Annotated in this window: 15 protein-coding genes; 11 read left to right on the top strand and 4 right to left on the bottom strand. The window is 59.1% G+C overall.

Annotated elements, in window-relative coordinates; translation table 11 throughout:
* The first annotated feature begins 14 nt into the window (after nucleotides 1–14).
* Nucleotides 15–5600 carry an ATP-binding sensor histidine kinase gene (locus tag HP459_RS12295; protein WP_171936262.1) on the top strand — a complete coding sequence of 1862 codons (5586 nt, stop codon included), beginning with the start codon at nucleotides 15–17 and terminating at the stop codon, nucleotides 5598–5600.
* A 3-nt stretch (nucleotides 5601–5603) separates the two neighbouring features.
* Here HP459_RS12295 and HP459_RS12290 read toward each other — a convergent pair whose 3' ends face one another.
* A complete protein-coding gene (locus HP459_RS12290) occupies nucleotides 5604–6221 on the bottom strand; it encodes a response regulator transcription factor (protein WP_022646926.1) in 618 nt (205 codons plus the stop codon).
* 318 nt (nucleotides 6222–6539) lie between these two features.
* Between HP459_RS12290 and HP459_RS12285 the strand changes: the two genes are divergently transcribed.
* Nucleotides 6540–7145, top strand: a complete 606-nt coding sequence (locus tag HP459_RS12285; RefSeq protein WP_022646928.1) for an ATP-dependent Clp protease proteolytic subunit — start codon at nucleotides 6540–6542, stop codon at nucleotides 7143–7145.
* Nucleotides 7146–7278: 133 nt separating this feature from the next.
* Nucleotides 7279–8400, top strand: a complete 1122-nt coding sequence (locus tag HP459_RS12280; RefSeq protein ID WP_171936261.1) for a cupin domain-containing protein — start codon at nucleotides 7279–7281, stop codon at nucleotides 8398–8400.
* 38 nt (nucleotides 8401–8438) lie between these two features.
* Here HP459_RS12280 and HP459_RS12275 read toward each other — a convergent pair whose 3' ends face one another.
* Nucleotides 8439–8624 carry a hypothetical protein gene (locus tag HP459_RS12275; protein ID WP_010427252.1) on the bottom strand — a complete coding sequence of 62 codons (186 nt, stop codon included), beginning with the start codon at nucleotides 8622–8624 and terminating at the stop codon, nucleotides 8439–8441.
* A 220-nt stretch (nucleotides 8625–8844) separates the two neighbouring features.
* On the opposite strand from HP459_RS12275, the gene HP459_RS12270 reads away from it, so the two are divergent.
* The 3 genes from HP459_RS12270 to foxA all read left to right on the top strand — a co-directional run bounded on the left by HP459_RS12270 (nucleotide 8845) and on the right by foxA (nucleotide 12400).
* Nucleotides 8845–9078, top strand: coding sequence for a DUF2171 domain-containing protein (locus tag HP459_RS12270; protein ID WP_003863067.1), 234 nt, complete (start codon nucleotides 8845–8847; stop codon nucleotides 9076–9078).
* 138 nt (nucleotides 9079–9216) lie between these two features.
* A complete protein-coding gene (locus HP459_RS12265) occupies nucleotides 9217–10170 on the top strand; it encodes an AraC family transcriptional regulator (protein WP_022646930.1) in 954 nt (317 codons plus the stop codon).
* Between the two features lie 121 nt (nucleotides 10171–10291).
* On the top strand, nucleotides 10292–12400 hold the full coding sequence (gene foxA, locus HP459_RS12260; RefSeq protein ID WP_171936263.1) for a ferrioxamine B receptor FoxA: 2109 nt from the start codon (nucleotides 10292–10294) through the stop codon (nucleotides 12398–12400).
* A gap of 102 nt (nucleotides 12401–12502) precedes the next feature.
* Here foxA and HP459_RS12255 read toward each other — a convergent pair whose 3' ends face one another.
* The gene (locus HP459_RS12255; protein WP_023305386.1) at nucleotides 12503–13918 is read right to left on the bottom strand and encodes a PLP-dependent aminotransferase family protein; all 1416 of its coding nucleotides are present in this window, start codon (nucleotides 13916–13918) and stop codon (nucleotides 12503–12505) included.
* Between the two features lie 176 nt (nucleotides 13919–14094).
* Between HP459_RS12255 and HP459_RS12250 the strand changes: the two genes are divergently transcribed.
* A complete protein-coding gene (locus tag HP459_RS12250) occupies nucleotides 14095–14256 on the top strand; it encodes a DUF1127 domain-containing protein (protein WP_154850282.1) in 162 nt (53 codons plus the stop codon).
* A gap of 85 nt (nucleotides 14257–14341) precedes the next feature.
* Here HP459_RS12250 and HP459_RS12245 read toward each other — a convergent pair whose 3' ends face one another.
* On the bottom strand, nucleotides 14342–15730 hold the full coding sequence (locus tag HP459_RS12245; protein ID WP_045621752.1) for a PLP-dependent aminotransferase family protein: 1389 nt from the start codon (nucleotides 15728–15730) through the stop codon (nucleotides 14342–14344).
* 101 nt (nucleotides 15731–15831) lie between these two features.
* Between HP459_RS12245 and HP459_RS12240 the strand changes: the two genes are divergently transcribed.
* The 4 genes from HP459_RS12240 (at nucleotide 15832) to HP459_RS12225 (ending at nucleotide 17936) form a co-directional block, all read left to right on the top strand.
* Nucleotides 15832–16311: a carboxymuconolactone decarboxylase family protein gene (locus HP459_RS12240; RefSeq protein ID WP_022646934.1), complete on the top strand. Its 480-nt coding sequence runs from the start codon at nucleotides 15832–15834 to the stop codon at nucleotides 16309–16311.
* Nucleotides 16312–16554: 243 nt separating this feature from the next.
* The gene (locus HP459_RS12235; protein ID WP_171936260.1) at nucleotides 16555–16878 is read left to right on the top strand and encodes an antibiotic biosynthesis monooxygenase; all 324 of its coding nucleotides are present in this window, start codon (nucleotides 16555–16557) and stop codon (nucleotides 16876–16878) included.
* The gene (locus HP459_RS12230) at nucleotides 16871–17266 is read left to right on the top strand and encodes an amino acid-binding ACT protein (RefSeq protein ID WP_022646936.1); all 396 of its coding nucleotides are present in this window, start codon (nucleotides 16871–16873) and stop codon (nucleotides 17264–17266) included. Before HP459_RS12235 ends, HP459_RS12230 begins: the two co-directional genes overlap by 8 nt.
* Nucleotides 17241–17936, top strand: a complete 696-nt coding sequence (locus HP459_RS12225) for a helix-turn-helix transcriptional regulator (protein WP_171936259.1) — start codon at nucleotides 17241–17243, stop codon at nucleotides 17934–17936. Before HP459_RS12230 ends, HP459_RS12225 begins: the two co-directional genes overlap by 26 nt.
* Nucleotides 17937–18105: the final 169 nt, after the last annotated feature.

Here is an 18105-nt window from a genome sequence, read left to right as displayed (position 1 = left end):
AATAAGGATCGCGGATGAACGAACAAACGTCGCCTGCATTTTGGCCCGCCCGGGGAAGTCTCCATGAAGGGCGGGCTTTTGTTCTGAAAGAGGATGTTATTTTTACCGTGCTGGCGCAGGAGGGCGGCATCTCCTGGATGAACGGGCGGCATCCCCAGTCCGGCGGTTCGTTTATTATTGCCACCGCGGTCAGCGATGAAGAAGAGGAGCGGGCAACGCGGCTGCTTAAAAACGAGTTTGCCCTGCGCGATCGACTTCATGACGGCTGGGCTATCCGGCCCGTCGCTTCAACCCAGTACCGCGGACGTTTTGCGCTGGTCTACGCGCCGTTCTGCTTTGAACTGCTGGCGTGCCGGGCAGGTAAGGCGATTTCCGGGATCGCCCGCTTTATCGAGATGGCGATCCGCATCTGCGGTCCCCTGCGCCAGATGCATCTGCACAACCTGATCCACGGCGATATCAAACCCGGGTCGATCTTCGTTCATCACGACGCCACCAGCCGTCTGTGCAGCTTTGGTCTTTCCTGCGCCACCTCCGACGCATTCTCGCAGTCCCGGCTTGCCGCGTCTGGCGGCACGCCCGCCTACATGTCACCGGAACACACCACGCGTACCCGGCGCGCCGTCGACAGCCGGAGCGATCTCTACAGTCTGGGTATCGTGCTTTATGAACTTCTGACCGGGCGATTGCCGTTTGAACTGAGCGCTGATGACCAGACTAACTGGGCGCATTACCACATTGCCTCCGAGCCGCTTGCGCCGGGCCGGGTGCGTCCGGACGTACCCGGCATGCTGTCGACCATTATCCTTAAGTTGCTGGAGAAGAATCCGGAGAATCGCTATCAGACCGTCGACGGGCTGATTGCCGACCTCAGGCGCTGCCAGGCGACGCTGACCGCCGAAGGTGAGATCGTCGACTTTATTCCCGGCCAGCAGGATCGCTCTCCGGCGATCCATCTTGCCGATTCGCTTTTCTCTGCGCATCCGCAGGCCAGCGACGTCATCGCCGCGTTTGAGCTGGTCAGCCAGAGCGGTGCGCCGGAACTGGTGACGATTGGCGGTCCGTCGGGGATCGGCAAATCTTCCGTGATCGCCACCACGCTGAAATCGCTGCAACAGCGCAAGGTGCTGCTGGCGGTGGGCAAGGTCGATCAATACTCTCCCACGCTGCCCTACGGCGTGCTGAGTTCGGCGTTTCGGACGCTCACGCTGCACCTGCTCGGGCTGCCAGCCGGGGAGGTGGCGACGTGGAAAACCCGCCTGTCGCGCGCGCTGGAAGGCTTCGAGGAGCTGGCTGTCAGCCTGGTGCCGGAGCTGAATTTATTTCTTGAGAATAAACCGCGTTTCTCTGCGGATACATTTTCCATCGACGCGCGGGCGCGCTTCAGCCATATGGTGCTGGCGCTGGTGAAAACCTTCGCCACCCAGGGCGCGCCGCTGGTGCTGCTGCTGGATGATGTGCAGTGGATCGACGCCGCCAGCCTGCAAACGCTCGATCACCTGCTGCGCGCCTGCGGCGCCATCCCGCTGCTGGTGGTGGTGGCGCACCGCGATCTCAGTTCGCTTTCTGATCCCAGCTTGCAAACCGCGCTGGCGAGCCTGCCGGAGGCGGCGCAGCATGCCATGACGATCGTGCCGCAGCCGCTGTCGGTGAAGGCCGTGGCACGCTGGCTCGGGGGGATTTTTCATGCCCGCAGTACCGGCACCTCCGATCTTGCCACGCTGATCCATGAAAAAACCGGCGGCAACCCGCTGTTCGTTCAGGAATTTTTCCGCCGCATCGTCGATGACGGACTGGTGGTGCACAACAAATATCAGGGGAAATGGCATTACGATCTCCAGGCCATCCGCGCCCGGCATTACACCGAGAACGTGGTGACGCTGGTGCTTGAACAGCTCAAGGAGATGCCCGACGAGACGCGCCGCCTGCTGGGCAGCATCGCCTGCCTCGGCTGCACGGGCGAGCTGGAGATGCTGTGCCGCGTGGTGGGGCAGTCGGCGGCGGAAATCCGCTACGCCCTTCATCCGGCGGTTACCGCTCAGCTGATAGTGCTGACGGAGAAAGAGTACGCTTTTACCCACGATCGGGTGCAGGAAGCCGCCTTTGCCCTGCTGGATGAGGGCGAGAAAAGCCATCTGCACCTGACCACCGCCAGCCTGCTGGCGGATGCCGCGCGGCAGACGGCGGGTAACGAACTGCTGTTCCGCGCGGTTCACCACGTCAGCGCCGCGCTGGACTGCATCCAGCCTGCGCCGCAGCGCCAGAGATTCCGTGAGCTGAGCCTCCAGGCCGCGCGGCGTGCGAAGCGTACCGGCGATTACCTTTCCGCCTTAAGTTACATCCAGACCGCCAGAGCGCTGGGGAACGCGGGTCCGGTCTCGGACTTTATGCTGGATATCGAAGAGGCGGGCTGTGAGTTCGCGCTCGGGCACCTGGAGCGCACGCGCGCGCTGTGCGATACGATCCTCGGCTCACCGGGCGGGCTGACGGAGAAAGCGCTGGCCGCTAACCTGCTGGCGGAAGTCTATATGCGCCAGTCGGAGATCCGCCTGGCGCTGGAGGCGTCGTTATGCTGGCTGGGCGTGTTCGGGATCCAGATCAGCCGCTACCCGGAAAATGCCGAATGTGACGAGGCCTGGCAGCAGTTCTGTCAACGCACCGCCGACGCGCCGCAGAACCCGTTTACTCAGCTTAAGCTGATGGAGAGCGCGGAGACCGAAGCGGTAATGAACCTGCTTTACAGCGCCAGTATTTTCGCCAGCTTTACCTGCCCGCGCCTGCACTTTTTACTCCTGTGCCGGATGATGCACCTCACGCTCGATCGCGGCATAACCGGCGCATCCACCACGGCGATGGCCTGGTTTGGCGTGCTGATTGGCCACCGCTACGCCGAATACCGTCTCGGGTTTGAGTACGGCACGCTGGCTCGCGAGCTGGTGAACCGCCACGGCTATGATGCCTATGAAGCTAAAACCCTGCTGCCGCTCGACCAGCTCAGCGTCTGGACCCAGCCGCTGTCGTACACTATCGAGTGCGCCAAGGCCTGCTTTACCTCGGCGGTGACCCACGGCGACATGACGATGGCCTGCTTCGCGGCCTGTCATCAGATCATTAACTTCCTCTCCCGGGGCGATCATCTGGACGGCGTGTTGACCAGCATCGATCGCGGTCTGGCTTTTGTGCGTAAAACGGATTATCAGGACATTGAAACCGTTCTGCACATTCAGCGCCGCTACGTGGAGTTTTTACGCACGCCGGTGACGGGCACATGGAGCGCCGCCCAGGCGCTGCCTGACGATCTGCTGCCCGCACCGCCGGAGCAGGCGCCCGAGCAGACCTCGACCATGCTGTTCTGGTACTGGCTCTATCGCGGGATGGCGCACTTTACCTGCGGCGAATACGCCGACGCGCAGGCGGATTTAGAGAGGGCGGGCTGGTATGCGTGGTCCGCGCCGGGCCATATCCATCTGCTGGATTACCATTTTTACAGCGCGCTGGCGCTCTCCCGCCAGCTTACGCCGGAGACCTTCTCGGCGGATTATCGCCGCAGTATTCATCACCATTACGATAAAATTGCCCTCTGGGCGCGGATCAATCCGGGCACGTTTGCCGATAAAGAGGCGCTGATTTATGCCGAAATCGTCCGTCTGGACGGCATGAACAGCATCGCGCTGGAGCAGTATGAAAAGGCGGTGCGGCTCTCGCGGGAGGGCGGGTTTAACCCGATCAATGCCCTGGCCCACGAGCTGGCAGGGCGTTTCTCGCTGGCCTGCGGCTACCCGACCGCCTCCGACGCCCATTTCCGCGGTTCGATTGCCGCCTGGGGCCGTGCCGGGGCGCAGGCCAAGGTGCGTCAGCTGGAGCAGGATTTCCCGCATCTGCTGGCCTCCGGGCAGAGCCGCGCGTACGACACCGTGGCATTTGCCCAGAACGAGGTGATCCGCGATTTACAGAGCGTCATCAAAGCCTCACGCGCCTTGTCCGAAGAAATCAACCTCGAGCGTTTAATTGAAAACCTGATGACGCTGCTGCTTGAACGGGCCGGGGCGCAGCGTGGCCTGCTGCTTCGCGTCAGCGATAATCACATCCCGGAGATCGAAGCCAGCGCCTGGACCAGCACCGACGGGGTGCGGGTTCGCATCCTGAAAGAGACACCGATGGCGACGGACATGCCGCTGTCGGTGCTGGCCGCGGTGATCCGCACCGGGCAGGAGATCCGCACCGGCAAACCGGAGGAATTTCACCCGTTCAGCCAGGATCCTTATCTGGTGACGTCCGGCGCCGCCGTGATGTGTGTCCCGATGTTCAAACAGGCGCGACTGGTGGGGGTGCTGTATCTGGAAAACCGCCTGATGCCGGAAGTGTTTACCGCCGAACATTCGCGCGTGGTCAGCCTGCTGGGCGCGCAGGCGGCGGTTTCGCTGGAGACGGCACGGCTCTACGCCGAGCTGCTGGCGGAAAACATCCACCGCCGACGGGTGGAGAAAGAGCTGCGCGCCAGCCAGACCTCGCTGATGCTGGGTGAGCAGATCAGCCATACCGGCAGCTGGCGCTGGGAGCTGGTGCAGGATCTGATGTTTATGTCCGAAGAGTACGCCCGTATTCTTGGCCTGCCGGAGCAGCAAAAGATGATCTCAATGGCGGAGTTTTTGACCTTCGTGCATGAGGATGATTATGGCCGGATCGGTAACCTCGTTAATCAGAGCGTGCGTGACGGGCTGTCGATGCGCGCGGAGTTTCGCATTATCCGCACCGACGGCTCCGTTCGCTACATCCTCGGGATTGGCGATCCGGTGGGCGTGGGCAGCGAGGTGAATGAGTATTACGGCATCATTACCGACATCACCAGCCAGCGGGCGGCGGAAGATGCGATGCGGGTGGCGCAGGCGGATCTGGCGCGAGTCTCACGGGCCACCACCGTCGGGCAACTGACCTCCTCGATCGCGCACGAGATCAACCAGCCGCTGATGTCGATTGTCTCGAACGCCGGCGCGAGCCTGCGCTGGCTCAACCGCGATCCGGCGCGGCTGGACAAAGTGCGCGAGGGGCTGGAGGAGATCGCCGCCGAGGGCGAGCGGGCAGGGGAGATCATCCGCAGCATTCAATCTCTGACGCGCAAACAGGACCCCACGTTTACGCGAATCGATCTGCACTTCCTGATCCACCACATCATTATGCTCTCCCGCAGCGAACTTGAGCTGCGACACATAAGCGTTGATTATCTCCTGAACGCTGACGACAGCTTTATCATCGGCGACAGCGTGCAGATCCAGCAGGTGCTGCTTAACCTGGTGATGAATGCGATGGAAGCGATGGCGGAAGTGACGGATCGCCCGTGCTGCATCACGATCGCCACCGCGAACTGCGCCGAAGGGAAGGTGATCTTTGAGATCGCCGATACCGGCAGCGGCATTGAGCCGGAGCTCACCGAGCGGATCTTTGACTCGTTCTATTCGACCAAAGCGCAGGGAATGGGGATGGGGCTGACCATCAGCGCCAGCATCATTGAACGGCATCGGGGAAAACTGAGCGCGCGCCGCAGAGAGCCGTACGGCACGGTGTTTACCTTCGCGTTGCCGCTTGCCGGACAGGAGGCGTAACGGTTATTCCGCTGGCTGATGTTTGGTCAGGCGCTCGACGGCCCTGACCAGCTCGGCTACGGAGCGGACCTGCATTTTCTCCATCACCCGGCGGCGGTGCACTTTCACCGTAATCTCACTGACGCCCAGCTCGGCGGCAATCTGCTTGTTGAGCTTGCCGCTGATGGCCAGCTCAAGCACTTCATGCTCGCGCGGCGTGAGGGACATGTGGCGCTGTTTCAGGGCGTAGTGCTCTTTGACGCGGGCGGCGTTGTGCTGTGCCAGCCTGAGCGCGGATTCGATAGAGCCAATGAGGGCGCTGGATTCAACGGGTTTAGTGAGAAATTCGTAGGCCCCGCCTTTGATCGCCCGGACGGACATAGGGATGGTGCCGTGACCGGTGAGAAAAATGATCGGTATTTCTCGCCCGTTGGCTTTCAGCGCATCTGCGACATCAAACCCGGTGATCGTGGGCATCTGCATATCGAGAATCACGCAGGAGGGCAGATCCTCAAAGGGATGGCTGAGAAAGGCTTCTGCTGAGGAAAAGCCAAGGGCGTGTATATCCGCTGATTCCAGCAGCCCAACAACGGACTGCCTGACAGCGTCATCGTCATCAACCACATAAACAATGTGTTCCATTCACCGCCCCGGTGTGATCAGTAAACCATCGAGAATAAAATGCGCCTTTTTGAACGTAAGCGACTGTTTGCTATCCTCATTCATACTAACACATTAATAATTATTATCATTCGGCAATATGAAGATGATATGAAAGTGTAATAAAAATATGGCGAATTGGTTAGGATCGGAACGCTGTTTTTAGAGACCTTTCCGGCTGCGAAGCCAGAGCGTGACACAGGCGATATTCATCCTGAGCCACGATGTTTTGTGTGAGGACGCCGACGGGTAAAACAGGCTACACTCTGATTTTGAGCGCGACAAGCTGAGGACATAACGATGCACTACACACTGAAAAGCAGTGACGATAAAGAAAAAGCGGAAGGAACAAGCGGCGCGGGCGCTCTACAGCAAAAACTGCTGGAATCCCGTTCGATTGTCATCTCCGGTGAGATCAACCAGGAGCTGGCCCAGAAAGTCATCACTCAGATGATCCTGCTGCAAAGCGTCAGCAACGATCCGATCAAGCTGTACATCAACAGCCAGGGCGGCCACGTGGAAGCGGGCGACACCATCCACGACTTCATTAAGTTTATCCGACCGGAAGTGCACGTCATTGGCACCGGCTGGGTGGCAAGCGCCGGGATCACCATCTTCCTGGCGGCGAAAAAAGAGCACCGCTACTCGCTGCCGAATACCCGCTTTATGATCCACCAGCCGCTGGGCGGCGTGCGCGGTCAGGCAACGGATATCGAAATCGAAGCGCGCGAGATTATCCGCATGCTGGAACGCGTAAACAAACTGATTGCTGACGCCACCGGCCAGCCGCTGGAGAAAGTGAAGAAGGACACCGACCGTAACTTCTGGATGTCACCGGCGGAAGCGCTGGACTACGGCATCGTGGGCAAACTGATCACCCATTATGACGAGCTGAACCTGGATTAAGTTTTGCCCGCGCGTGCGTCGGGTGACGGCTTCGCCTTACCCGACCTACGCGCGCTCGATTGACCCATGACAAGTTCCCCCCTGGCTGTCTCTTCTATAATCGCGCCTGTCTCCCCTCTCACTGGTGCTAACCATGGCGTATCAACTGAACCTCGACTGGCCGGAATTTCTTGAGAAATACTGGCAAAAACAACCCGTTGTGCTGAAAAATGCCTTCCCGAATTTTGTCGACCCCATTACCCCTGATGAACTGGCGGGTCTGGCGATGGAGCCGGAAGTCGATAGCCGCCTGGTAAGCCATGCTAACGGCAAGTGGCAGGCGAGCAATGGCCCGTTTGAGCATTTCGATAACCTCGGTGAAACCGGCTGGTCTCTGCTGGCGCAGGCGGTGAACCACTGGCATATGCCCGCCGCAGAGCTGGTGTGTCCGTTCCGCGTCCTGCCGGACTGGCGTCTCGATGACCTGATGATCTCCTTCTCCGTCCCGGGCGGCGGCGTTGGGCCGCATATCGATCAGTACGATGTGTTTATTATTCAGGGGATGGGCAGCCGTCGCTGGCGCGTGGGTGACAAGCTGCCGATGCGTCAGTTCTGTCCGCATCCGGCCCTGCTGCACGTCGATCCGTTTGAGCCAATCATTGACGAAGATCTGGCCCCGGGCGATATCCTCTATATTCCGCCTGGATTCCCGCATGACGGCTTCACCCATGAAACCGCGCTCAACTACTCTGTCGGTTTCCGCGGGCCGAACGGTCGCGATCTGATCAGCAGCTTTGCCGATTACGCGCTGGAAAACGATCTGGGTGGCGAGCACTACAGCGATCCGGATCTGACCTGCCGCGAACACCCGGGCCGCGTGGAGCAGTACGAGCTCGATCGCATTCGCCAGATGATGATCGACATGATTAGCAAGCCGGATGATTTTACAAAATGGTTCGGCAGCTTCGTCTCCACGCCGCGTCACGAGCTGGATATTGCCGCCGCCGAGCCGCCGTATTCCGCAGACGAGGTGCTCGACGCGCTGCAAGGGGGCGAAACGCTTTCACGCCTGAGCGGGCTGCGCGTGCTGAACGTCAACGGCAGCTTCTTTATCAACAGCGAACAGCTGGAGACGGCGGATGTGAACGGGGCGGACGCGCTGTCCCGCTACACCCAGCTCGGCCAGGCCGAGCTGGGCGATGCGCTAAATAATCCGGCGTTTGTGGAAGAGCTGACCGGATTGATTAACCAGGGATACTGGTACTTCGACGAGTAACAGACTGCGGCGTTTAGTCAGACTAAACGCCGCTACGTTTAAACCAGCATATTACAGGCCTTCCAGTAGTTCAGAAGCCGCTCATCGTCGCGCTCTTTTTCCGCTTTAATTTTCATCGCCTGGGCGAGATTTTCTCGCGATACCTCATGGCCTTTTTGCACGATGTCTAAGACCGCTTCACCAAGAGCCAGCGAAATTTCTGTCCGATTGTTGCGAATCGTCATAAATACCTCCTCGTTGGTTGCGATACTTTAATTATGAACGGGAAATAATCAGTCGCTAATAATTCATCTCATTCTTATTTTTTTCAATTCGGCGCTAAATAGACATAATATTCGGTTCTGTCAATGATGTTTCAAAATGCTAATACGCATTTCAGGTCCGAATTTATGCGCTACAGTTAATTTCGTGCAACAGGCAAATAACCGAAACAGGAGAATGAATATGGTAGATAAAAGCGCAATTAAGGATCACACTCAGGTTGTCGCCAGCTGCGGAACGCATGTCGGGGTTGTAGACCATCTTGATGGTGAGCGTATCAAGCTTGCGAAGAGCGACCCGGAATCAGGCGGCAAGCACCACTTTATTCCTCTCGGCTGGGTCGATAAGGTCGAAGATAATAAAGTTGTCCTGACCAAAAACCATAAAGAGGTTTTTGCTGAGTGGCAGGAAGCATAAATATATTTCTCGTAAAGAAATATACGCCTTCGCTCCGGCTTCGTCCGGAGCGTAATAGTGTCTGCGCCCGGTGATTGCTGCCATGGCAAATGAATGGTACTGTTTTGCCTGTCCTTTCCCCGATGCAGGCTCCGAATTATGCTCCAGAGTGAAAATACATCAGCGAAGCGCATATTTTTTGTTGAGGATTTTCAAATATTCGGCGAGCGCTACGGCATCGACTACCGTTTCCCGCAGCTAAAAGATGAGCAGGTCAGCGGCAGCCCCGTGTTGCAGGGGAATGTTGAAGAGATGACGCTCTCGTCCGGCATTTCACTGACCCATTCCGACGTACGTGTATTACAGCCCTATGAAACCACCTCTCGCCACAGCAGCCCGCTTTATATGCTGGTGGTGCTGGAAGGGTGCGTGACGCTCACGCTCAATGGTATCGATTATCCCGTCCGCCCGGGCATGGCGTTCAGCTCGCGTCTGAGTGAAGATCAGGTGATGAGCGCGCGTCACGATGCTGACAGCACGCTGAAAACGCTCTCGTTTGGTGTGTACCCGCACGATGCCGGACGTGAAGCCCTGCTTGAGTCGCTGCTGCTGGAATGGCAAAGCCTGAATACCCCCGCGTTTGTCTGGCACGTTCCCGAGTTTGTGATGTCAGGCATTCAGCATGCACAGCGGCAGGGGGGAAGCGTGCTCTCGCGTAAGCTGTTGCTGGAGGGGCTCATGTACCAGCTGCTCGGCCACGGCCTGAACCAGTGCCAGCTGCCCTGTCCGAGCCGCCCTGAGCATGCGCGTCTGGAACGCGTCCGGTGCCTGCTGGAACAGTCTCCTGAACGTGACCATACACTCGCGCAGCTGGCAGCCCTTGCTGCCATGAGCCCAAGCAGCCTGCGCAGCAAGTTCCGTCAACGCTACGGCTGCACACTCTTCGATTATCTCCGCGACTGTCGCCTTGCGCTGGCGCGTCGCTATCTGCTGGAAGGCCACAGCGTACAGCAGGCGGCGTGGATGTGCGGGTATCAGCATGCCACCAACTTCGCCACCGCGTTTCGTCGTCATTACGGGATTTCACCGGGTGACGTGCGCAAACTCCGCTAACGTAATTTTGTCCATCGCGCGAACGTATCCCGTGCGGTTTAGCATCGCGCATACATAACCTGGCGGCGCGCATAGCTGTTTGCACCCTCAAAAAGGTAATAATTCTTATTAACAATAAGAAATATCTCTGGAGAGGGTTATGTTTGCTAAATCGCGTCTGGCACTGCTGGTGGGATGGGTTACCGGTAGCGTCGCTTTTCCTTTACTGGCGCAGGATGCCCAAAAAACTGACACCGTGGTGGTGACCTCGCAGATGCAGTCTGCGGCCACCAAGCTTGAAACGCCGGATATTGAAACCCCGCAATCGGTCTCTATCGTCACCCGCGAGCAGTTCGAAGAGCAGGGCGCAACCAGCGTGCGTCAGGCCGTGAGCTACACGCCGGGGGTCTACAGCAACCAGATTGGGGCATCAAACCGCTTCGACTACATGGTGCTGCGCGGCTTCTCGGACGGCAGCCTGGACAACGTCTACCTCGACGGACTGAAGATGATGGGCGACACCAATTCCCACAGCTCGCTGGTGGTTGATCCGTGGTTCCTGGACAGTATCGAAGTCGTGCGCGGCCCGGCCTCCGTGCTGTACGGTCGCTCATCGCCGGGCGGCATCGTGGCGCTCACCTCCCGTAAGCCATCGTTCGATCCGGGCGGGGAGATCAAGCTCTTCGCCGGTAACAATAACCAGCGCGGGGCGATGTTCGACGTGACCGGCCCGGTTGATGATAACGACCGCGTGGCGGTGCGCCTCAGCGGGATGACCCGCTATGCCGATTCCCAGTTCGATCCGCTCAAAGAAGAGCGTTACGCGCTGATGCCGAGCCTGACCTGGCGTATCACCGATAATACCCGTCTGGATCTGATGGCCTACCTGCACCGCGATCCGGAAGGCGGCAGCCACTCCGGCCTGCCGTATGAGGGCACCGTCGTGCCGCACAGCGGTAAGAAAATCTCCAACACCTTTTTTGAAGGTGAAGACGATTACGACAAGTACGATCGTCGGGAAAACATGGTCGGTTATAACATCGAGCACTTGTTTGACAGCGGCTGGGCCGTGCGTCAGAAGCTGCGCTACCTGCACACCAAAGTCGAGCTGAACCAGGTGTATGCCGCAGGCTGGCTGAACGACACCGAGCTGAACCGGGGCTATTCCGGCTCCGACGAGAAGATGAACGCCATCACCCTGGATAACCAGGTCGACGGCAGCTTCGATACCGGCGAGGTGAACCACCGCGTGCTGATCGGCATGGACTACCAGGACCGCACCAACAACGTCACCGGCTACTACGGCGGCTTCCCGCCGATTGACGCTTTCCATCCTGCTTATAGCGCGAAGCCGGACTACATCACCCAGTACAGCAGGGAAAAGCATAAGCTGCGCCAGACCGGCTACTACCTGCAGGATCAGATGTCCATTGACCGCTGGCGCCTCACGCTGGGTGGGCGTTACGACCAGGTGAGCGTGTCGAACGTCGACAACTTCAACCATACCCGCAGCGATCTGGATAAAAACAACTTCAGCAGCCGCGCGGCGCTGCTGTATCTGTTTGATAACGGCGTCGCGCCGTACGTCAGTTACTCCACCGCCTTTACGCCGACCAGCTTTGCCGACGAGCAGGGGAATATCCTGGATCCGATGAAGGGCAAGCAGTGGGAAGCGGGCGTGAAGTATGAGCCGGAGGGGATGAACAGCCAGTTCAGCGCCTCGGTGTTCCGCATCAACCAGAAGAACATTGCCACTAAAGAGGAGCCGACCGATCCGTACCGTTCCATCGGTGAAATCGAATCCGAAGGCGTTGAGCTGGAGGCGATTGGACAGCTGACCGACAGCCTGCGCATGCAGGCGGCCTACACCTATACGGATATTCGCTACAAGAAGAGCAGCCCGGAAGAGGAGGGCAAGCGCGCCGTTTATGCCCCGCGTAACATGGCCAGCGCCTGGCTGAGTTACGACGTCAAAAGCGGCCCTCTGGACGGCCTGACCGTCGGCTCCGGCGTGCGCTATGTCAACGGGATCGCCAGCGATCGCCAGAACACCCATACGCTTCCGTCGTACACGCTGGTGGATATGACCGTGGGGTATGACCTGTCGAAAGTGGGGCTCACGGGCGTGAGCGCGCAGTTGAACGTCAATAACCTGACGGACAGAAGCTACGTCGCGGCGTGTAACTCGCTCTCTTACTGCTACTTCGGTGCAGAGCGCAGCATTGTCGGCAGCGTTTCGTGGACGTTCTGAGTCGTTAGCCAATGCCCGGTGGCGCTGCGCTTACCGGGCCTACGGGATCGGTTTTCACCCTCTCCCTGTGGGAGAGGGCCGGGGTGAGGGCAACAGGCCGCACTACCCCTCCATCGCAATCACAATCGCCTCACCCATCTTTTTCAACGCCTCGCGATGTTTATCCGTCGGCGGCAGCGCCACGTTGATCCGCAGACAGTTGCGGTACTTACCGGAGGCGGAAAACAGCGACCCGGCCGCAGCCTGGATCTTCAGACGGCACAGCTGCTTGCTGACGCACACCATGTCGACCATCTCCGGCAGCTCGACCCACAGCAGGAAGCTGCCCTGCGGGCGGGTAACGCATATTTCTGCCGGAAAATACTGCCGCACCCAGCAGGTGTAGGTCTCCATATTCTGCTGATAAATCTGGCGCATGCGCCGCACGTGGCGATGGTAATGACCGTCGCGAATAAACGCCGCCACCGCCATCTGCGTGCCCGGCACGTTAAACCCGCCCGCGGCGTATTTCATGTGCATCACCCGGTCATAATAGCGCCCCGGCACAATCCAGCCGACGCGCAGCCCGGGCGCCACGGTTTTGGTAAAGGAGCTGCAGAGGATCACGCGGCCATCAATGTCCATCGAGTGAATGGTGCGCGGGCGCGGGTACTCTGCGGCCAGCTCGCCGTAGATATCATCCTCCACTATCACAATATCGTGCCGCTGGGCGAGCGCCAGCACCTGCTTTTTACGCGCTTCCGGCATGATAAACCCGAGCGGGTTATTGCAGTTGGGGACCAGGATCACCGCTTTGATCGGCCACTGCTCCAGCGCCAGCTCTAACGCCTCGATGCTGATCCCGGTCTCGGGATCGGTAGGTATTTCAATCGCCTTGATGTCGAAGCCGCGCAGCATCTGCATGGTGCCGTGAAACGACGGCGACTCGACCGCCACGATGTCCCCTGGTTTGCACACCGAGAGCAGGGCGATCGACAGCGCGCCGTGGCAGCCGTTGGTGATCACAATCTCGTTTGCCGCCACGGTGGAGCCGCCGTCCAGCATCAGGCGGGCGATCTGCTCGCGCAGCTCCAGACGACCATCGAGCACGTCATAGCTCAGCATTTCGCCAGGGTTATGCTGCGCAATGCGGCTCATCTCGCGCCACAGCGGCTTCAGGCTCGGCTGGTTGATGTCCGGCGAGCCGCCGCCAAAGGAGATCATCTCTTTGTCGGCGCGGGCGTCCAGCAGCATCATCACCTCATCCCACTGGGTGACGTCCACGGGGCGCTGCACCGGGCGCGTCATCGCCGGTACGGGCGGCTGCGCTTTGCGTTTCGAGACAAAATAACCGGAGCGCGGCTGGGGCGTGATCAGCTGGAGATTTTCGAGGATCTGGTAGGCCTGCTGTATGGTGCTGATACTCACGCCGTGTTCCTGGCTCAGCGTGCGTACCGACGGCAGACGTTCGCCGCTGCGATACAGCCCTTGTTCGATACGTTCCGCCAGTAGGTTTGCCAGATGTTGATAGCGCGTCATGCTGTATCCTTTGTTTTCACCATACAGATTAATAAACCAGTACAGATTGGTAGATAAAACGCCATGCAGATACCGTTTTAGCGGATCTGTATGGTAAACAAAAGCAGTTTTTGAATCTGTATTGTACTGGCCGTTTTCCATGATGATAACCCCACTGGCACAGCGAGGAGAGCATCATGGAATTCTACGAGAATCGTTCAAAACGTCCGTTTATCGCGTTTGTCTGGGTAGCGAAAACGCTGCGTAACTGGTATCGCATCAACCGTACCCGCCGCATTCTGAGCAAGATGAGCGACGAGCAGCTCAAGGACGTTGGGTTATCGCGATATGATGTGTAAGCATTGGGTTGCCCGGTGGCGCTACGCTTACCGGGCCTACAGGAGACCGTAGGCCGGGTAAGGCGCAGCCGCCACCCGGCGGTTTTCAACTCAACAGCGCAAGCGTCTGCCGTTTCGGCCTTTCCAGCAGCTCAACCGCCTCCTGATATGACCGCACGTTGTTATAGCCCATCACCAGCCCGTAGCGTTTGCCCGACCCGCGATACCACTCCGACAGCGCATTAACCTGTAGTTGCTGTTCCTGCCAGCAGCGGGCGATCTCCCGGTCAGCGCTTCCCTTTGCGAGGAACGCGACAATATGCATTCCACCGTCGTTTTGCTCGGTGAAGAACAGGTCACCATAGACCTCACGCAGGGCGGCAATCATCCAGTCGCGGCGGATCTGATACAGGGCGCGCATCTTTTTCAGATGACGAAAAAAATGCCCTTCGTTGAGAAATGCGGTGAGGATTTTTTGCGTCAGCACCGGCTGGCCGCTGGTGGTAATGTCCGCGCAGTCGGTAAAGGTCCCGACGGTGCTGGCGGGCATCACCACGTAGCCCATGCGCAGTGAAGGCATAATGGTTTTGCTGAAGGTGCCCATAAAGATCACCCTGTCATGCTGGTCGAGGCTTTTCATCGACGGCAGCACTTTGCGGGTATAGTGAAATTCCCCGTCGTAATCGTCTTCGATAATCCACGCCTCGTTTTGTGACGCCCAGTCGAGCAGCTGCTGCTTGCGCGGCAGTGAGAGCGTCACCGCCAGCGGGCTCTGATGCGACGGGGTCACGATGGCAAAACGCGCGTCGCGATGATGACGGAGCAGGTAGTCCGTATCAATGCCGCAGCGATCAACCGGCACGGTGTGCAGGCGGGGCACGATCCGCTTGAGCAGCTGCTGGCCCATAAAATAGCCCGGATCCTCAAACACCACCTTGTCGCTGCGGCTGGCAAGCGTGTCGAGGATCAGGCGCAGGCTGCCGCTGTAGCCGCTGGTGATCAGTACCTGTTCGGCGGTGCAGGATAACCCGCGCGAGATATTGAGATAGCGGGCAATCGCCTCGCGCAGCGGATACCAGCCCAGCACCGGCGGGTTGAGCATTTCATCCTGACGCATGGCGCGCGTCGCCTGGCCCGCCAGCAGCAGCCATTTTTTATAGGGGAAGCTGTCGAGCGCCGGAATGCCGGGGCGCAGAAAACCGGCCCGTTCGCGCTGGCTAATCAACGACGCCGGCAGCGTGCCGGTCGCTTGTTCTGCGGGGGCGTGTTGCGCGGGCAGCAGAAGATCCGGGTTCACCCGCGTCCCGCGCGCGCCCTGGCTTACCAGATACCCTTCGCCCGTCAGAATGGCATACGCCGTCTCGACGGTTTTTCGCGCGACCTTAAGCTCTTCCGCCAGCACGCGGATGGCAGGCACTTTATCGCCCGGCTTCAGCACGCCGCGCGTGATGTTGTCGCGATAACGGGAATAAATCTCATGATAGCCCGGCTTCATGTCCTACCTCATTTCACGCTTTTTGTGTCTTTTTACTATGTCATTAACGGCGTAGATTTGCCTTATCGCATGAAAAAAACGGCACAAAAAGAGGAAAGACAATGAGCACCCGCGTAAACCACCACAAAGCCACACCTGCACTTGCCAACGCGCTTTCTGCCCTGAGCATGGAGGTGGCGAAAACCTCCATCGACCCGGCGCTTAAGCACCTTATCGACATTCGCGTATCGCAGCTGAACGGCTGCACCTTCTGTCTGGATATGCACTCGAAAGAGGCTAAAATCGCCGGTGAGCGCGAGCTGCGCCTGTACCATCTGGCGGCCTGGCGCGAGTCCCCGCTGTTTAGCGCCCGTGAAAAAGCGGCGCTGGCCTTCACCGAAGCGCTGACCCAGATTGGCGTACATGGTGTGAGCGATGCGCTGTACCGCAGCGTGGCGGAGCACTTCTCGGACGTCGAGATTTCAGAGCTGAACTTCGCCATCGTAGCGATCAACGCCTGGAATCGCCTGGGCATTACCTCCCGCATGGAGCCGGGCGCGCTGGATGCGGCTTACGGTCTGAACAAGGCTAACCTGGAATAATTCCGCGCTCGCGGATCATCGCCATCAGCGCCCGTAATCCAGGCGAGTGGGGGATTGGGGCGTTTATGGAGTCGAAGTCGATGGTGGGTTAAACCCTGCCCGGTGGCGCTACGCTTACCGGGCCTACATGAGCCCGTAGGCCGGATAAGCGCAGCGCCATCCGGCAAACACTTCGCTCCATACCGAAGCATTGTGGTTTTTCCTCCTGCATTCTCTCCACACCCTCACAACGGAGAGACACCCATGATCGCAGTCCTTTTTGAAGCCAAAGCGGAGCCTCATCATCAGGCGCGCTATCTGCAGCTTGCCGCTGAACTCAAGCCTTTGCTGGCGGACATCGACGGCTTTATTGATATAGAACGTTTTCAGAGCCTGAGCATCGACGGCAAAATCCTGTCCCTTTCCTGGTGGCGGGATGAAGAGGCCGTCCGCCGCTGGAAGCAGAATGTCCTCCATCAGGCCGCGCAGGCCGAAGGCCGGGAGTCGATTTTTTCTTTCTACCGTATTCGCGTGGCGCAGCTGGTGCGGGAGTACAGCTCCGAAACGAGAGGGCACGCGGATGTATGACGTTCACGTGATTTTTAGCGACAGACCCGGCGAGCTGGCGCGCTTTGGACAGCTGTTAGGCCGCAACGGCGTGGGGCTGGAGGGGGGCGGCGTTTTCGGTACGGATGCCCATTTCCTGGTGGAGGACGGGGAAAAAGCCCGCCGTGTGCTGCTCGACGCCGGGTTTACCGTGCAGGCGCTGCGAAAGCCGGTGATCAGAAAGCTTAAGCAGGAGCGTCCTGGCGAGCTGGGCGAGATAGCGGCGGCGCTGGCCGCAAAGGGCGTGTCTATCCTGACTCAGTACAGCGACCACGCGAATCACCTTATTCTGCTGACGGATGATGATAAGCTGGCCGCTGAGATCACCACACCCTGGGCGACGAATGTTAAAGACGAGCTTACCCTCTGATAACAGCGCGATGCTGGAAAAGGCCATTGCCGCTGTAGCGGCTGCAATGGCCGATCCATCGCGCGTGAAAATGCTCTGTGCACTAATGGACGGGCGAGCGTGGACGGCCACCGAACTGAGTGCGGCGGCAGACGTTGCGCCGTCGACCGCCAGCGGGCATCTCGCCCGGCTGATGGACGGCAAACTGATTACCTGCCTGTCGCAAGGGCGGCATCGTTATTATCGTCTTGCCGGGCACGACGTGGCGGCGCTGGTGGAACAGATGATGGGGCTTTCGTGGAGCCGCATTACCCCGCCGGAAACTACCGCGCCGAAAGCCATGCGTAAAGCCCGGACCTGCTACGACCATCTCGCAGGCGCGGTGGCGGTGCAGATCTACGATTTCATGCAGGCAGCAGGCTGGCTGGAGGCAGACGGTTCAGCGCTCACGCCGTATGGTCGGGAGCAGTTTCTGAAGCTCGGCGTTTCGTTAAGCGCTCATTCGCGCCGAAAAGCGTGCTGCGCCTGCCTGGACTGGAGCGAGCGGCGGTTTCATCTCGGAGGCGAAGCCGGCGCAGCGCTACTTCTTTATCTGGAAAGCAAAGGGTGGATCCAGCGGGAGGCGGGGTACAGGGAGGTGGTTGTGACGGCTTCAGGACAGGGCGCCATCACCAGACATTTTAGCCGCTAAACTCCGCTGCGGGCTGTGCCCTCACTCTGCCCTTCTCCCACAGGGCTGAGGGATCCCCAGTAATTTTTTTATGCAGAAGCAATAAAGTTGCTTTCTAAATGACTGAGGGCTGTCAGCGATGCCCTGGTCCGGCTGTAAATCGCTGAGGCGTTTGCCTTCCGGCCGGGGC

The organism is Enterobacter sp. CM29, from assembly GCF_013179605.1.
In the GTDB taxonomy this organism is placed as follows: domain Bacteria; phylum Pseudomonadota; class Gammaproteobacteria; order Enterobacterales; family Enterobacteriaceae; genus Enterobacter; species Enterobacter intestinihominis.
This window is presented reverse-complemented; position numbering and strand designations above follow the sequence as displayed.

Bases quoted from the DNA above. Each gene is read 5' to 3' on its own strand.
- HP459_RS12295 (WP_171936262.1), top strand. From the start codon at position 15: ATGAACGAACAAACGTCGCCTGCATTTTGGCCCGCCCGGGGAAGTCTC.
- HP459_RS12290 (WP_022646926.1), bottom strand. From the start codon at position 6,221: ATGGAACACATTGTTTATGTGGTTGATGACGATGACGCTGTCAGGCAG.
- HP459_RS12285 (WP_022646928.1), top strand. From the start codon at position 6,540: ATGCACTACACACTGAAAAGCAGTGACGATAAAGAAAAAGCGGAAGGA.
- HP459_RS12280 (WP_171936261.1), top strand. From the start codon at position 7,279: ATGGCGTATCAACTGAACCTCGACTGGCCGGAATTTCTTGAGAAATAC.
- HP459_RS12275 (WP_010427252.1), bottom strand. From the start codon at position 8,624: ATGACGATTCGCAACAATCGGACAGAAATTTCGCTGGCTCTTGGTGAA.
- HP459_RS12270 (WP_003863067.1), top strand. From the start codon at position 8,845: ATGGTAGATAAAAGCGCAATTAAGGATCACACTCAGGTTGTCGCCAGC.
- HP459_RS12265 (WP_022646930.1), top strand. From the start codon at position 9,217: ATGCTCCAGAGTGAAAATACATCAGCGAAGCGCATATTTTTTGTTGAG.
- HP459_RS12255 (WP_023305386.1), bottom strand. From the start codon at position 13,918: ATGACGCGCTATCAACATCTGGCAAACCTACTGGCGGAACGTATCGAA.
- HP459_RS12250 (WP_154850282.1), top strand. From the start codon at position 14,095: ATGGAATTCTACGAGAATCGTTCAAAACGTCCGTTTATCGCGTTTGTC.
- HP459_RS12245 (WP_045621752.1), bottom strand. From the start codon at position 15,730: ATGAAGCCGGGCTATCATGAGATTTATTCCCGTTATCGCGACAACATC.
- HP459_RS12240 (WP_022646934.1), top strand. From the start codon at position 15,832: ATGAGCACCCGCGTAAACCACCACAAAGCCACACCTGCACTTGCCAAC.
- HP459_RS12235 (WP_171936260.1), top strand. From the start codon at position 16,555: ATGATCGCAGTCCTTTTTGAAGCCAAAGCGGAGCCTCATCATCAGGCG.
- HP459_RS12230 (WP_022646936.1), top strand. From the start codon at position 16,871: ATGTATGACGTTCACGTGATTTTTAGCGACAGACCCGGCGAGCTGGCG.
- HP459_RS12225 (WP_171936259.1), top strand. From the start codon at position 17,241: ATGTTAAAGACGAGCTTACCCTCTGATAACAGCGCGATGCTGGAAAAG.